Source organism: Streptomyces sp. NPDC048291 (assembly GCF_043201715.1).
GTDB lineage: Bacteria > Actinomycetota > Actinomycetes > Streptomycetales > Streptomycetaceae > Streptomyces.
This window is the reverse complement of record NZ_JBICZC010000010.1, coordinates 111,004-126,887: the sequence shown is the minus strand read 5'-3', so window position 1 is coordinate 126,887 and position 15,884 is coordinate 111,004. Positions and strand designations below refer to the sequence as shown.

Below are 15,884 nucleotides of genomic sequence, written 5' to 3'. Positions count from 1 at the left end.
CCTTCGGTTCACCAGGTCGACCGTCTTTGCTGTTAGAGCGCGCATGGAACACATCGAAGATCGCCGGCATCGAAGTGAGGCACACCAGAGATCAATTGAAGGACGATCGAATCCTCGAATGTTTCGATGGGTGGCCCGAATGCTGCCGCGGGGTTCGTAACATGCCGCTGAGTGGAGCAATCACCGGCATTGCGGGCGGCGGCCCGGGAGGCTGGGTGTCTTGTCTAGATTCGTATGCCAGGAGTCCCGGGTGAGGTACGACGGTCCCAACCCTCCACTGCCCGCGCCCCCCGCGTGGATGCGCTGGCTGCCGGTCCTGTACGTGGCCGCCGTACTGCTGATCGAACCGGTGACCCCGGTGCAGTGGCCGGTGAGCTTCGTACTGATCGCCCTGCCCCTGGTGACCGCCTTCGCGCACCCGCCCGTCGTCGTCGCCGTCGCCACCGCCTTCGCCATCGGCCTCGAACTTTTACTGGCCGGAACCCCGTGCTGCGCGGGGCGCTCCGTCGGCTACGTCTGGGAACGGCACTACGTGGCCGCCTACGCGTGCACGGCCCTGGTGGGCGCGCTCGGCACGATTCTGGCGGCGCACCGGATCCGCCGTGAACGCACCCTGGCCGATGTCCGGTTCGTGGCCGAGATCGCGCAACGCGTCCTGCTCAGACCGGTCCCGCACCGGATCGGGAACCTGCTCCTCGAAAGCTTCTACCTGTCGGCCGCCGCGGAGGCACGCATCGGCGGCGACCTCTTCGAGGCGGTCCCCACCGCGTACGGGGTACGGCTGCTCATCGGGGACGTGCGGGGCAAGGGGCTGCTCGCGGTGGAGACCGCGGCGGCGATGCTCGGCGCGTTCCGTGAGGCCGCCCACGACGAACCCGACCTGCGTGCGCTGGTGGAGCGGGTGGACACCAGCATGAGCCGCCGGGCCGACTGGCTGGGCGGGACCGAGCTGGGCGAGCGGTTCGTGACCGCCGCCTTCGCCGAGATCCCCGAGGGCGAGCGGATCGTCCGCATCCTCAACTGCGGCCATCCGCCCCCGCTGCTCATCCGCCCCGGCGAGGTGAGCGAACTGGACCGGGGACGGCCGGGTCCACCGCTGAACCTCGGCATGCTCGTCGGGGATCCCTACCGCACCGAGACCTACTCCTTCGGCCCCGGCGACCAGCTGCTCCTGTACACGGACGGGGTCACGGAGACCCGGGATCCCGCCGGCGACTTCTACCCGCTGCTCCAGCGGCTGCGTTCGTGGGGTCCGATGCCGCCTCCGGAGCTGCTGGAACGGCTCCACCAGGACCTGCTGGCCTACAGCCACGACCAGTTGCAGGACGACACGGCCGCGCTCACCGCCTTCCTGCTGCCCGAGGCAGCGGCCGGGCCGACCGGGGACGGTCACGGCGATCCGGACGCCGAGGCATCCGGCGAACCGCTGCCCTGAGGGGCGTGGTGAGGGTACCGCGCGGCAGCTCCCCGGGAAGTGACGGCCGGCACGGCGCGGCTCCGGGGTCAGAGGAAGCTGACGCCCTGGGCCAGGGTGAGTGCGCCGGAGTAGTTGACCGTGTTGGTGGCGGAGCGCATGTACGCCTTCCAGGCGTCGGAGCCGGACTCCCGGCCGCCGCCGGTGTCCTTCTCGCCGCCGAAGGCGCCGCCGATCTCGGCCCCGGAGGTGCCGATGTTGACGTTGGCGATGCCGCAGTCGGAGCCGGCGGCGGAGAGGAAGAGCTCGGCCTCCTGCTGGTCGCGGGTGAAGATGCTGGAGGACAGGCCCTGCGGGACGTCGTTGTGGAGGGCGATCGCCTCGTCGAGGGTGTCGTAGGCGAGGACGTACAGGATGGGTGCGAAGGTCTCCTCCCGTACGACGTCGGTCTGTTCGTCGACGCGGACCAGGACCGGCTCGGTATAGGCCGCCGCGGGTGCCGCCTCGGCCAGCCGCCGGTTGCCGCCGGCCAGCACCTTGCCGCCCTCGGCCTGGACACGGCTGAGGGCGTGCCGCATGCGGTCGAGGGCCCCGGTGGTGATGAGCGGGCCGACCAGGGTCGCGGCGTCGAACGGGTTGCCGACGGGGAGCCTGGCGTAGACGGCGGTCAGGCGCTCGGCGAGGGTGTCGGCGACGGAGCGGTGGACGATGAGCCTGCGCAGGGTGGTGCAGCGCTGGCCGGCCGTGCCCGCCGCGGCGAAGACGATGCTCTGGACGGCGAGGTCGAGGTCGGCGGAGGGGGCGACGATCGCGGCGTTGTTGCCGCCGAGTTCCAGCAGGCTGCGGCCGAAGCGGGCGGCGACGCGCGGGCCGACCTCGCGGCCCATCCGGGTGGAGCCGGTGGCGCTGACGAGGGCCACCCGCGGGTCGTCGACGAGCCGCTCGCCGACCGTGCGGTCGCCGAGCAGCAGGCGGTGGACGTCGCGCGGGGCGCCGGTCTCCTCGACGGCGCGGGCCAGGAGGTGGTGGCAGGCCAGGGCGGTCAGCGGGGTGAGTTCCGAGGGCTTCCAGACCACGGTGTCGCCGCAGACCAGGGCGACGGCGGTGTTCCAGGACCAGACGGCCACGGGGAAGTTGAAGGCCGAGACGACACCGACCACGCCGAGCGGGTGCCAGGTCTCGGCCAGGCGGTGGCCGGGGCGTTCGGAGGCGATGGTACGGCCGTACAGCTGGCGGGACAGGCCGACCGCGAAGTCGCAGATGTCGATCATCTCCTGGACCTCGCCGAGCGCCTCGGAGCGGATCTTGCCGGCCTCGACGGTGACGAGGTCGGCCAGGTCGCCCTTGTGCTCGCGCAGCAGTTCACCGAGGCGGCGGACCAGGTCACCGCGGCGCGGGGCCGGGGTGGTGCGCCAGGTCAGGAAGGCGGCACGGGCGGCCGAGAGGGCTTCGTCGACGTCGGCGGCGGTGGCGGCCCGCAGGCCGAGGAGGTGCTCGCCGGTGACGGGGGTGCGGGCCGGGAAGTCGTCGCCCTCGGCGGCCTCCGCACCGATGTTCCGCAGGCAGGCCCGGGCGCGGGCGCGCAACTCGTCCGTGGTGGGCAGCGCGGTGCTGGTCATCCTGGTCCTCCGAGGGGGTGAGGGGTCAGCGGATGGGGTCGGTCAGGCCGAGGGTCCGGGCGGCCCGGGCGAGGGAGCGGTTCTGCTGCTGCTCGTAGAGGGCGAAGGGGTCCAGGACCTCGCGTCCGACGGCTCCGGAGAGCCAGTCGGCGTCGTAGGCGGTGCCCTCCCGGCTGTTGTCGCGGGTGCCCTCGGCGCCGAGGTTGGACTGGAAGATGCCGGCGGCCGAGCGGGGCAGGAAGTCCTCGTAGACGACGGGTTCGGCGCGCACCCAGCCCTGCCGCACCAGTTCGGCGATGCCGGTGGGCGGGGTGCGGCCGTCGAGCGGCCGGTCGTCGGCGACGCGGTAGGTGAAGTACGCCAGCCCCTGGGCCGCGAGTTCCTCCTCGCTGCCGGGCAGGTGCCGCTCCCACACGGCGCGTGCGAGGTCGCCGCGGGCCGCCTCGGGGTGCCGGGCCGCCTGTTCGTCGACGCGGCCGAGGAGTTCGTCGTACCGGGCGCGTCCCGTCCGGGTGAGGGCGATGCCGCGGGCCTCGACCTCGCCGAAGCGGACCCGCAGGGCGCCGCTGACCACGCTGCCGTCCTCGGTGCGCATCGCGCGGGGTTCGGCCAGGGCGCGGAAGGAGGTCTGGCGCAGCAGGACGTCGGGGCCCGGCCAGGCCGGCGGGCCCTGGATGGTGTCGATCATCTCGATGCCGCGGTCGGTCATACGGCGGTACAGCTCGTCGATGTCCAGGACGCGCGGGGTGAGGTGGTTGATGTGGGTGCTGCGCACGCCTCCGATGTCGGCCGCGACGGCGGACACCTTCTCCAGGGTCCGGTACCAGGCGCGGTCCACCGGTTCGGCCGACAACTCGAAGGCGTGCACGGCCAGTTGCAGGAAGCGTTCGGCGTCCTGCGCCGGCAGTCCGCGGTCGGCCGCGGCGCGGTCGGCCAGCGTGAGCAGCTCCGGCGGGAAGAGTTCGCGGGCGGCGAGGAAGGTCTCCAGGCGGGCGCGCAGGTCCGCGTCGAAGAACCGGGGGTCGGCCGGGGTGAGCAGGGAGGTGAAGACGCGGAAGGGGTTGCGGGCGAGTTCCTCGCCGTCGACCGGGCGGAAGGCGGTGGAGACGACGGGGACGGCGCTGGCCGCGGCCTCCCGCAGGTCGTAGAAGCCGACCGGGTGCATGCCGAGGGCGCCGAAGACACGGGCGACCTGGCGCAGTTCACGCGGTGTGCCGACGCGGATGGCGCCGTGCCGCTCGGCGGTGACCCGGCCGATGGAGCCGAGGCGTTCGGCGTCGGCGCCGCGGGCGCGCAGCACGTCCTCGTTGACCTCGCGGGAGACGTCCACCAGCGTCGTGTAGGCGGGCACCTCCCGCCCGTACATCTCCGACAGCCGCGCCGCGAACGCGGCCCGCAGCTGCCATTGACCGGTCGTCGGCATGGTTCGGCCTTTCGGTGACGGGCGGCGGTGCGGCGATCACGTCTTCGATGGTCGCCGACCGGGCCGCCGCCGTACAGACGACGGGGCCGCCTGCGAACGTCCGCAAAACGCCCGGAGGACACCTCGGGAAGAGACGTCCGGAAAGGCGCAGTTACGGGCGCCGCGGAAAACCCACTGGACCGATCTTCACAGCTGATCCCTAACATATGGCGTCAAGACAACCAGTCGACCGGCTCGTCGGATGCGGGCCGGTCGGGGTCGCCGATGCCAGGGTCCGCTCCCCGGGCTGCGGTGATCTTCCTACCCAGGAGGACCTTCCGCATGTTCCGACGAATTGGCAGTGCCGTCGTCCGACATCCAGTCTGGACGATCGTGGCATGGCTGATCGCGGCGGTGGCGATCGTCGCCACCGCCCCGAGCCTGCCCTCGAACAGCGACGAGAGCAGCTTCCTGCCCAAGAGTTACGAGTCCATCAAGGCCGCCGATCTCCAGGCGAAGGCGTTCCCCAGCGCCTTCACCCCGTCCGCGATCGCGCTGTACCAGCGCACCGACGGCGGCAAGCTCACCGCCGCGGACAAGAAGGACGTCGCCCGGTTCGCCACCGAACTGGGCGGCAAGCACATCGACCAGGTGCAGAAGGTCGTCCCCGGCCAGCCGTCGAAGGACGGCAGGTACGACCTGATCCTGGTGCAGATGGACAGCAAGAAGGCCGGTCAGCCCGTACAGGCCGACGCGGCCAAGGTGTTGCGCGACGACGTCAAGCAACTGGCCAAGGGCACCGGTCTGGAGGTCAAGCTGGGCGGTTCGGCCGCGCAGGCCCTCGACCAGCAGGACTCGTCCAAGCGCGGTGAGGCGCTGATCGGCATCGGCACCTTCGTGATCATCCTGGTCACGCTGCTGATCATCTTCCGGGCGCCGATCCTGGCGTTCCTGCCCCTGGTGGTGATCGGCGTGGTGTCGGCCATCGCCAACGGGCTGATCGCGTACGCCACCAAGCTGTTCGACCTGCAGGCCAACAGTTCCGTGTCGTCGATCCTGATCGTCGTGCTGTTCGGCGTGGGCACGGACTACTTCCTGTTCCTGATGTTCCGCTACCGCGAACGGCTGCGCGGCGGCGACGAACCCAAGGAGGCCATGGTCAACGCGGTCGGCCGGGTCGGCGAGGCGATCGCCTCCGCGGCCGGCGCCGTCATCATCGCCTTCCTCGCGCTGGTGCTCTCCACGCTGGGCTTCCTGAAGCAGATGGGCCCGGCCCTGGCCATCGCGGTCTCGGTCACCCTGATCGCGGGGCTGACGCTGATCCCGGCCGTGGTCTCGCTGATCGGCCCGAAGGTGTTCTGGCCGTCCAAGTCCTGGCAGCAGGAGCCGACGAACGCCCGGTTCGCTGCCCTGGGCCGGGGTGTGCGGCGCCGTCCGGGGCTGACCGCGGCGGCCTCGGGACTGGTCCTGGTCGTGCTGTCGCTGGGCACCCTGGGCTACCACGCCACGTTCGACCTGGCCTCGGGCTCGATGCCCAAGACCAAGGAGTCCATGGTCGTCCAGGACCAGATGCAGAAGGCGTACTCGGCCGGTGCCGCCGCGCCCACCGACGTCTACCTCTCCAGCACCGACGGCAAGCCGCTGGACACGTCCTCCTTCGACGCGTACGCGTCGAAGCTGGGGGCCGTGGACGGCGTGGCGAGCGCCCGGATGGCCCAGGTGAACAAGGCCGGTACCACGGCGGACTTCACCGTCACCCTCAAGTACGAGGCGTCCACGGACAAGGCGATAGACGCCGTCGGCCGGGTGCGGGACGTCGCGCACGCCGATGCCCCCGGGGGGACCGAGGCGCTGGTCGGCGGCATGTCGTCGATCTACAAGGACATCGACTCGGCGGTCAACCACGACTACCGGACGGTGTTCCCCGTCGCCGCTCTGCTGATCATGGTGATCCTGGGGCTGCTGCTGCGCAGCGTGGTCGCTCCCTGGTACCTGATCGCCTCGGTCGGGCTCGGCTTCGGCTCGACGCTCGGTGCCACGGTCTGGATCTTCCAGGACGCGCAGAACAAGCCGGGTCTGATGTTCATGCTCCCGGTGATCATGTATCTGTTCGTGGTCGCCATCGGCACGGACTACAACATCCTCATGATCGCCCGGCTCCGCGAGGAGGCCCGCGAGGGCCGGGACCCGCGCGAGGCGGCCGGCATGGCGCTGCGGCACGCCGGGCCGACCGTGGCCGCGGCGGGCTTCATCCTGGCGGCGACCTTCGCCACGATGATGCTGGCGGGCAACGCGCTGCTCACGGAGATGGGTTTCGCGGTCTCCTTCGGTATCGCGGTGGCCGCCTTCGTCATGGCGATGTTCTTCACCCCGAGCCTCACGGCGCTGATCGGCCACGCGGCCTGGTGGCCGGGCCACGCCGACCGGGCGGAGCCGGCGGCGGTCACGGGCCCGGAACCCGACGGCGACACGCCGGCGGCCGGGGAGGACCGGAACACGCCGGCGGGGCGCCGCGGCTGACGAAGCGAGCCCGGTCGCGGTCGGGTACGGGAACGGGAAGGGGCGGGAGGGGTCCGGGGGAAGCCGCAGGGCTGGCCTCGGGCCCCTCTCCCGCCAGGTCGGTGCTACGCCGCGAGAGCGTGCCCAGGGTGCAGGACGACCTTGGTGTAGCCCTCGATCCGCTGGTCGAACTTCTCGTAGGCGCCGGGTGCGTCCTCGAGCGGCAGTTCGTGGGAGACCACGAAGCTGGGCTTGGCCCGCCCCGCGATGATCAGGTCGCGCAACTGGCGGTTGTACTGCTTGACGTTGCACTGCCCGGTGCCCATCTGCTGCCCCTTCTCGAACATCCGGCCGATGGACACCAGCAGCTGGCCGTGCTTGGCGTGCTCGTCGGGTCCGCCCGGGTCGGAGGGCACGTACAGCCCCGGTACGCCGAGCATGCCGGTCGGCCGTACCGTCTCGACGAGGGTGTTCAGGACGACGGCGGGCTCCTCGTGGCTCGCGTCGTGCGACTGGGCCTGGTAGCCGACGGCGTCGACGCCCTTGTCCGTGCCCTCGCCCCGGGTCTGTGCCTTGATCTGTTCGGCCGGGTCGCCCTGGGTGAAGTCGATCGGTATCGCCCCGATCTGCTCGGCCTTGGCGAGCCGCTCGGGCACGCGGTCGACCGAGAACACCTTGGCCGCACCCCGCAGCAGCGCGGAGTACGCGGCCATCAGCCCGACCGGGCCGGCTCCGAAGACGGCGACGCTCTCGCCCGGGGACACCCGGGCCAGCTCACAGCCGTGGTAGCCGGTCGGGAAGATGTCGGCGAGCAGCACGAAGTCGGTCTCGAACTCGTTGCCCGGCGGCAGCTTCAGGCAGTTGAAGTCGGCGAACGGCACGCGCAGCAGCTCCGCCTGGCCGCCCTTGTAGGGACCCATGGCCACATAGCCGTAGGCTCCGCCGGCGAAGCCCGGATTGACCGTGAGGCAGAAGCCGGTCTTGCCGGCCAGGCAGTTCTTGCAGAAACCGCAGGCGACGTTGAAGGGCATGACCACCCGGTCGCCCTCGGACAGCGAGGTCACGCCGGAGCCGGTCTCCTCGACGATGCCGAGGTTCTCGTGCCCGAAGACGATCCCCGCCTCGGCAGCCGTACGCCCCTCGTACATGTGCAGGTCGGATCCGCAGATGGCGGTCGACGTGACCCGTACCAGAACGTCGTTCGGGTGCTGGATCCGCGGATCGTCGACATCCCTGATCGTGACAGAGAAGGGCTTCTCGTAGACGACGGCTTTCACCAGGCTCACCTCCGCGTCGAACACCGGGCTACGGCGGACCACGCGGACCGAGGCCTGGCCGTGGCAGACAGCCGGGACAGAGCCCCCGGTCCGTGCCGCAACCCTGGGCGCTCTTGTTTCACCATCGGATACATCCAGAAAACGCCGGTCGCGCAGGCGTTGCAACCCCGGCCCCCGCGGGGCCCTCCTACTGGGAGAACGCCCGGCCCAGCGAGCCGCGTACGTCCGCGGTGCGGTCGTCCGTAGGGTCGCCAACAGGGGTGGCCGGCAAGGTCGTTGCACCAAGGGGGGGCCTGGTGGGAGTGGAGCGCGCGGTGGCCGTGCGGCCCGTTGCGGAGTTGCTCGTCGAGAACTCCGTGCGGCATGGCGGGAAGGTCGCCTTCGCCGACGACCGGCGGACGGTGGGCTGGGCCGAGCTGGAGCGCAGGACCGGCCGGTTGGCGGCCGGGCTGGGGGTGGGGCGCGCGGCCCGGGTGGCCTTCTGCCTGGGCGACGGCGTGGAGCTGGTCGAGGGGCTGCTCGCCACGGTCCGGGCCGGTGCGGTCGGGGTGCCGCTGAGTGCCCGCGCCACGGACGCCGAGCTCGCCGGGCTGCTGACCGACTGCGGTCCGGCCGTGCTGGTCACCGACCGGCGCAACCTGCCACGGATCACGCGGCTGACGGCAGGGCAGCCCGTCCGGCTGCTGGTCACCGGCGAGGGGCCGGTGCCCGTCGGCGCGGCCGCCTGGGAGGCGCTGGCCGCGCGGCCGTCGTCCGCTCCCCCCGACGACCTCGGCCTGGACGAGCCGGCCTGGCTGCTCTACACCTCCGGGACCTCCGGCACCGCCAGGGCCGCGGTCTCCAGCCAGCGGTCGGCGCTGTGGTCCTCGGCCGCCTGCTATCTGCCCCGGCTCGGGCTGTCGGCGGCGGACCGCGTCCTGTGGCCGCTGCCCCTCACGCACGCGTACGCCCACTCGCTCTGCGTCCTCGGCACCACCATGGCCGGGGCGAGCGCCCGGATCACCGCGGCCCGGGAGCCGGCGGCCCTGGTCCGGCTGGCCGAGGAGTACGCGCCGACCGTCCTCGCCGGGGTACCGGTCACCTACCGGCAGCTGCTGGACGCCGGACTGGGCGCGGTGCCCTCGCTGCGGCTGTGCGTCACCGCCGGCGCGCCCAGCGACCCGGCGCTGCGCGAGGAGGCCGAGGCACGGTTCGGTGCCCCGCTGCTGGACGGCTACGGCAGCACCGAGACCTGCGGCAAGATCGCCGTGGAGTCGCCCGCCGGGCCCCGGGCGCGCGGCAGCAGCGGGGCGCCGCTGCCCGGCATGGAGGTCCGGATCGCCCCGGTGGAGGGCGCCGGACCGGACGGCGAGATCTGGGTCCGCGGCCCCGGTGTCATGCTCGGCTACCACGCCCGGCCCGAGGAGACCGCCACCGCGCTGCGCGACGGCTGGTACCGCACGGGTGACCTGGGCCGGCTCGACGAGCACGGGTTCCTGACCGTCACCGGCCGGGCCGGCGACCGCATCGTGCGCGGCGGCGAGAACGTCGACCCGGCCGAGGTGGAGCGGGTGCTGTGCGGCCTGCCGGGGGTGCGGGACGCGGCCGTGGTCGGGCGGGCCCATCCGCTGCTCGGCGAGGTACCGGTGGCGTTCGTGGTCCCGGACCGCCCGGACCTCGATCCGGTGCCGTTGCTGCGCGGCTGCGCGGCGGTGCTCTCCGCGCACAAGGTGCCCGAGGAGGTGCTGCTGATCCCGGCGGTACCGCGCACCTCCGGCGGCAAGCCGCGCCGGGCCCTGCTGCGCGGGGCCCTCACCGACCGCCCGGCCGATCCGGGGCTGGCCGAACTGGCGGGGCGGACGCCCGGTGAGCGGCGGGCCGCCCTGACCGACCTGGTGTGCGGGGAGACGGCGGCGATCCGGGGCGGTGCAGCCGATCCGGGCACGGCGTTCGCCGATCTCGGCCTGACGTCACTGGACGCCATGACCCTGTGGCACCGGCTCACCACCCGCACCGGGCTGCGCCTCCCGGCCACGCTGGTCTGGGACCACCCGAGCCCGACCGCGGTCGCCATCCACCTGGACACCCTGCTGCACGGGGCGGCGGGGTCCCCGCCGGACGTGACGAGCGGGCCCGGGCCGGACAGGACGGCCGGGGCCACACAGGACGGGACGGCCGGGGCCACACGGGAGGGGACCGCAGGGCCCGCCTGGCAGACGACGGCGCCCGGAGCCATGCGGGACGGGACCGCCGGAACCGCGCGGGACGGGGCGGCCGAGCCCGAGCCGGACCGGACAACCGGGACCGCACGGGGCGCGACGGCCGGACCCGGGCCGGACACGACCGCCGAGCCCGAACCGGACCGGACAACCGAGCCCGTACGGGACACGACCGCCGGACCCGGGCCGGACACGACCACCGAGCCCGCACGGGGCGCGGCGGCCCGTGGCGGGGCGGGGCGCGGGGCGGGGGCCGAGGCTGTGGCGATCGTGGCGGCCGGGTGCCGCTTTCCGGGGGGTGTGGGTTCCCCGGAGGACTTGTGGCGGCTGGTGGCCGAAGGGCGGGACGCCACCGGTGAGTTCCCGGGTGACCGGGGCTGGGACCTCGCGTCGCTGCACCATCCCGACCCCGACCGGCCCGGGACGACGTACACCCGCCGTGGCGGGTTCCTCGACGGGGTCGCGGACTTCGACCCGCTGTTCTTCGGGATGTCGCCCCGCGAGGCGCTGGCCGCCGATCCCCAGCAGCGGCTGCTGCTGGAGGTCGCCTGGGAGACCTTCGAACGGGCGGGTGTCCCGGCGCCGGAGCTGCGCGGCACCGACACCGGCGTGTTCGTCGGCCTGATGCACGCCGACGGGTACGGCCGCGGAGGGGCGCACGGCGAGCTGGAGGCCCAGCTCGGCATCGGTTCGTCGCCGAGCGTGGCGTCCGGCCGGATCGCGTACACCCTCGGGCTGCGCGGCCCCGCGCTGACGCTGGACACGGCGTGTTCGTCCTCGCTGGTGGCGCTGGACCTGGCGGCCAGGTCGCTGCGGGCCGGGGAGTGTTCGCTGGCGCTGGCGGGCGGGGTGACGGTGCTGTCGACCCCGCAGCCGTTCATCGTGTTCAGCCGGCTGCGCGGGCTGTCGCCGGACGGGCGCTGCCGGTCGTTCGCCGCGGGCGCGGACGGTACGGCGTGGGCCGAGGGCGTCGGTCTGGTGCTGCTGGAACGGCTGTCGGACGCCCGCCGCAACGGCCATCCGGTGCTGGCGGTGCTGCGCGGTTCCGCCGTCAACTCGGACGGCGCGTCGAACGGCCTGACCGCCCCCAGCGGCGCGGCCCAGCGGGACCTGATCCGGCGGGCGCTGGCCGACGCGGGGCTGGACGGGACGGACGTCGACGCGGTCGAGGGGCACGGCACCGGCACCGCGCTCGGCGACCCGATCGAGGCGGGCGCCCTGCTCGCGACCTACGGACAGCGCCGTGACCCGGCCGACCCGCTCTGGCTGGGCTCGGTGAAGTCGAACCTGGGGCACACGCAGGCGGCGTCGGGGATGGCGGGCCTGATCAAGATGATCGAGGCGATGCACCACGACGAGCTGCCCGCCTCGCTGTACGCGGAGCGGCCGTCGCCGCACGTCGACTGGTCCGGCGGTGCGGTACGGCTGCTCGACCGGGCCCGCCCGTGGCCGCGCCGCGACCGTCCGCGCCGGGCGGCGGTCTCGTCGTTCGGAATCGGCGGCACCAACGCCCACGTGATCATCGAGGAGCCGCCGGACGCCGACGCGTCCGGAGGTACGGCGACGGCCGCGCCGCGGGCCTCCCGGCTGCCGGTGATGCCCTGGCTGGTCGGCGGCGGTGACGAGGCCGGGATGCGCGCGCATGCGGCGAGGCTGGCGGCGGAACTGGCCGGCGTACGGGCGGACACGGACGCCCTGGACGTCGCGTTCTCGCTGGCCACGACCCGGGCGCCGCTGACCCACCGGGCGGCCGTCCTGGCCCCGGACGCCGCGGGCCTGCTCGACGGGGTGCGCGACCTGGCCGCCGGCGGCGACGGTCCGGCGCTGCTGCGGGGCACCGCGCGCGCCCGCCCGAAGGTGGCCCTTCTCTTCCCCGGCCAGGGAGCCCAGCGCCCGGGAATGGGCCGCGACCTGCGGGCGGCGTTCCCGGCCTTCGACGCGGCGTTCACCCGCCTGTGCGAGGAGTTCGCCCCATGGCTGGACCGCCCCCTGCCGGCGGCGGTCGACGACCCGGACCTGCTGGACCGCACCGACTACGCGCAACCCGCGCTCTTCGCCTACGCGGTGGCCCTGCACACGCTCCTCGCCGGCTTCGGCGTACGGCCGGACCGTCTGGTCGGGCACTCGGTCGGCGAACTGGCCGCCGCGCATGTCGCCGGGGTGTTCTCCCGCGCCGACGCGGTACGGCTGGTCGCCGCGCGCGGCCGGCTGATGGCGGCCCTGCCGGCCGGCGGCGCGATGATCGCGGTGCGGGCGTCGCCGGCCGAGGTGACGCCGCTGCTGGACCAGGTGCCCGGGCGGTCCGTCGCGGTCGCGGCGGTCAACGGGCCTAGGTCGGTCGTGCTCTCCGGGCCCGAGGACGCGGTGACGGCGGTGGCCGCCGCCGTGGGAGGGCCGCAGCGCCGGCTGCGGGTCAGCCATGCCTTCCACTCGCCGCTCCTTGACCCGGTGCTGGCCGAGTACCGTGCGGTCGCCGAGTCGGTGACCTACCGGCGGCCGCCCGTGCCGGTCGTGTCCACGCTCACCGGACGCGCGGAGACGGACGCGCTCGCCACCGCGGAACACTGGGTGCGGCAGGCGCGCGAGACGGTCCGGTTCGCCGACGCGGTGGGAGTACTCGCCGGAGAGGGCGTCACGGCCTTCGTCGAGGCCGGGCCGTCCGCCGCGCTCGGCGTGGCGGCCGAGGAGTGCGTCGGGCCGGACGCGGGAGCGGTGTTCGCAACGTGCGCCGACGCCCGGACGACGGTGGAGACACTGGCCGCGTTGCACGTGCGGGGCGCGGAGGTGGACTGGCGGTCGGTGTACGCCGGGTCCGGTGCCCGGCGGCGCCCGCTGCCCACGCATCCCTTCCGGCGGCAGCGCTACTGGCTGGACGCCGCCCCGCGGCCGACCGGGTCCGGCCATGCGCTGCCCACCGCGTCCGGCCACCCGCTGCCGAGCGGGTCCGGCCATCCGCTGCTGGGCGAGGCGGTGCCCGATGCCGACGGGCCCGCGATCCGGCACACCGCCGTGCTGTCCGCCGACCGGCATCCCTGGCTGGCCGACCACGTGATCGGCGGCCGGGTGGTGGTGCCCGCGACCGCCTTCGCCGAGCTGGCGGCCCGGGCCGACGGCTCCGCCGGGCCGGTGCGGCTGGCCGAACTGGCCCTGCACGCACCGCTCGTCCTCGCGCCGGGGCAGGAGACGCAGGTGCAGGTGGTGGCCGGGGCACCGGACGGGACGGGCGGACGGCCGGTGACCGTCTGGGCGAGGCCGGCGGACACGCCGGGACCGTGGACCCGGCACGCCACCGCCACGACCGCCCCGGCCGAGGCACCGCCCGCGGACACGTCCGACGCCTGGCCACCGGTGGACGCGGAACCGATCGCCGTCGACTACCGGCGCCTCGCCGCCCACGGCCACGGCTACGGGCCCGCGTTCCGCGCGGTGACCGCGCTGTGGCGCCGGGACGGCGAGACCTTCGCGGAACTGACGCTGCCACCCGGGGAGGCGGTGACCGCGCGCTCGTACACCCTGCACCCGGCCCTGTTCGACGCGGCACTGCACGCCGCGCTGCTCGCCGAGGAGCCGGGTGAGCCGAGGGCGCCGGTCGCCTGCTCCGGGGTGACGGTGCACGCCACCGGTGCCGCCGCGGGGCGCGCGGTCGTACGACGACTGGGCCCGGACGAGTTCAGCGTCACCCTCACCGACGGGACCGGGCAGCCGCTGGCCGCCGTGGAGTCCGTCGTCACCCGGCCGATCCCGGCGCCGACGCGCCCCGCGGCCGAGACCTACCGTCTCGTCTGGCGTCCGGTACCCCCAATCGGCACCGTGCCCTCGGTCGGCACCGTGCCACCGGTCGACGCCGCACCCGCGGTCAGCACCATGCCCCCGGTCGGCAGCATGCCCCCGGTCGGCGCCACGTCACCGACCGGCACCATGCCGCCCATCGACCCCGCGAGCCCGGAGTACGAGGTGCTCGACGTGGCACGGTCGGCCGCCGCGCTGCCCCCGGACACGCCCCTGCCCGAGCGGGTGCGCGGGCTGCTCGGCGTCGTGCTGGAGCGGGTGCGCGCCTGGACCGCGGACGCACGGCCGGGCCGGCTGGTGGTGCTCACCGGGAACGCCACCGGAGACGTCCCCGACCTGGCCGAGGCCGCCGTCGCCGGGCTGGTCCGCAGTGCCGGGTCGGAGCATCCCGGCCGGATCGTGCTGGTCGACCGGCAGGGCGGCGCCGCGGCGACGTCGGCGGACCTGGTGGCGGCCCTGCGCACCGGAGAGCCGGAGGTGGCCCTGCGCGACGGGGTCGCCGTGGCGCCCCGGCTGGCCCTCGCCGGCCCGCCGACCGGGGAGCCCGTCGAACTGGATCCCGAAGGGACCGTGCTCATCACGGGCGGCACCGGCGCGCTCGCGGCGAGTCTGGCCCGCTACCTGGTCGCCGAGCGCGGGGTCCGGCGTCTGGTGCTGGCCGGCCGGACCGGGAAGGTCCCGGACTGGGCGGGGGAACTGGCCGCCGACGTGGGCGTGGTGGCGTGTGACGTGGGCGACCGGGCGTCCGTGGACGCGCTGGTCGCGTCCTGCCGGCCGCCGCTCACCGCGGTCTTCCATCTGGCCGGGGTGGTGGACGACGGCGTGGCGGACGCCATGACGCCCGAACGGCTCGGTGCCGTGCTCGCGCCGAAGGCGGACGGTGCCTGGCATCTGCACGAGGCGACGAAGGACCTCGGTCTGGCCGCCTTCGTGCTCTACTCCTCGGCCGCGGGTGTGCTCGGCAGGCCGGGGCAGTCGAACTACGCCGCGGCGAACGGGTTCCTCGACGCGTTGGCCCGGTACCGGGTGGCCCGCGGCCTGCCCGCGCAGTCGCTGGCCTGGGGGCCGTGGGACACGGCGGGCGCGCCGGGCATGGCGGGCCGGGTGGCGCCGGACCGGCTGCGGGAGGGCGGGGTGCTGCCCGTCGGCGAGCGGGAGGGCATCGCCCTCCTGGACGCCGCGATGCGCCGTCCGGAACCGGTGCTGGTGCCGCTGCCACTGGACCTGCCGGCCGCGGCGGGGCCCGGCGCGCCGGCCGTCCTCGCCGACCTGTCGGTGCGCGGCCCGGCCGCGGTCGACGCGGCGCCCCCGGACGGCGCCGCACGGACGCCCGGTGCCTGGCGGGAGCGGCTCGCCGCCGTCGCGGCACCCGGACGTCTCCCCCTGCTGGCCGAGTTGATCCGCGTCGAGATCGCGGCCGTCCTGGGCTTCACGGACCCGGCCGACCTCCCCGTCGAACGCGCCTTCAGCGAGCTCGGCTTCGACTCCCTGTCCGCCGTACAGGTCCGCAACCGGCTCAGCGCGTTCACCCGGGTCCGCCTGTCACCGACCGTCGTACTGGAGTACCCGACGCTGCCCGAGCTGACCGACCACGTCCACGGGGTACTGCTCGACGCGGGCGCCCTGCCGGGAACGGAGGCCGGCACCGCGGCGGCCGTTCCCGACCACCCGTCCAAGTGACCACGC

General features: G+C 74.3%; 6 protein-coding genes. 3 read left to right on the top strand and 3 right to left on the bottom strand.

All coding sequences use genetic code 11. From position 1 onward, the window contains the following. Positions 1-298: 298 nt before the first annotated feature. The gene (locus ACGF5O_RS26885; RefSeq protein ID WP_393812709.1) at positions 299-1,435 is read left to right on the top strand and encodes a PP2C family protein-serine/threonine phosphatase; all 1,137 of its coding nucleotides are present in this window, start codon (positions 299-301) and stop codon (positions 1,433-1,435) included. A gap of 68 nt (positions 1,436-1,503) precedes the next feature. Here ACGF5O_RS26885 and ACGF5O_RS26880 read toward each other — a convergent pair whose 3' ends face one another. Both ACGF5O_RS26880 and ACGF5O_RS26875 read right to left on the bottom strand, forming a co-directional pair. Then, positions 1,504-3,033 carry an aldehyde dehydrogenase family protein gene (locus ACGF5O_RS26880; RefSeq protein WP_393812428.1) on the bottom strand — a complete coding sequence of 510 codons (1,530 nt, stop codon included), beginning with the start codon at positions 3,031-3,033 and terminating at the stop codon, positions 1,504-1,506. A gap of 25 nt (positions 3,034-3,058) precedes the next feature. Beyond that, on the bottom strand, positions 3,059-4,456 hold the full coding sequence (locus tag ACGF5O_RS26875) for a 2-oxoadipate dioxygenase/decarboxylase family protein (RefSeq protein ID WP_393812427.1): 1,398 nt from the start codon (positions 4,454-4,456) through the stop codon (positions 3,059-3,061). A gap of 321 nt (positions 4,457-4,777) precedes the next feature. Between ACGF5O_RS26875 and ACGF5O_RS26870 the strand changes: the two genes are divergently transcribed. Next, positions 4,778-6,955, top strand: a complete 2,178-nt coding sequence (locus ACGF5O_RS26870; protein WP_393812426.1) for an MMPL family transporter — start codon at positions 4,778-4,780, stop codon at positions 6,953-6,955. Between the two features lie 104 nt (positions 6,956-7,059). On the opposite strand, the gene ACGF5O_RS26865 is transcribed toward ACGF5O_RS26870, so the two are convergent. Beyond that, complete coding sequence (locus ACGF5O_RS26865) at positions 7,060-8,211, bottom strand: glutathione-independent formaldehyde dehydrogenase (RefSeq protein WP_362597151.1); 1,152 nt, start codon at positions 8,209-8,211, stop codon at positions 7,060-7,062. Between the two features lie 296 nt (positions 8,212-8,507). Between ACGF5O_RS26865 and ACGF5O_RS26860 the strand changes: the two genes are divergently transcribed. Beyond that, entirely contained in the window at positions 8,508-15,878 is a 7,371-nt protein-coding gene (locus ACGF5O_RS26860; RefSeq protein ID WP_393812425.1) for an SDR family NAD(P)-dependent oxidoreductase, read from the top strand. Positions 15,879-15,884 lie beyond the last annotated feature (6 nt).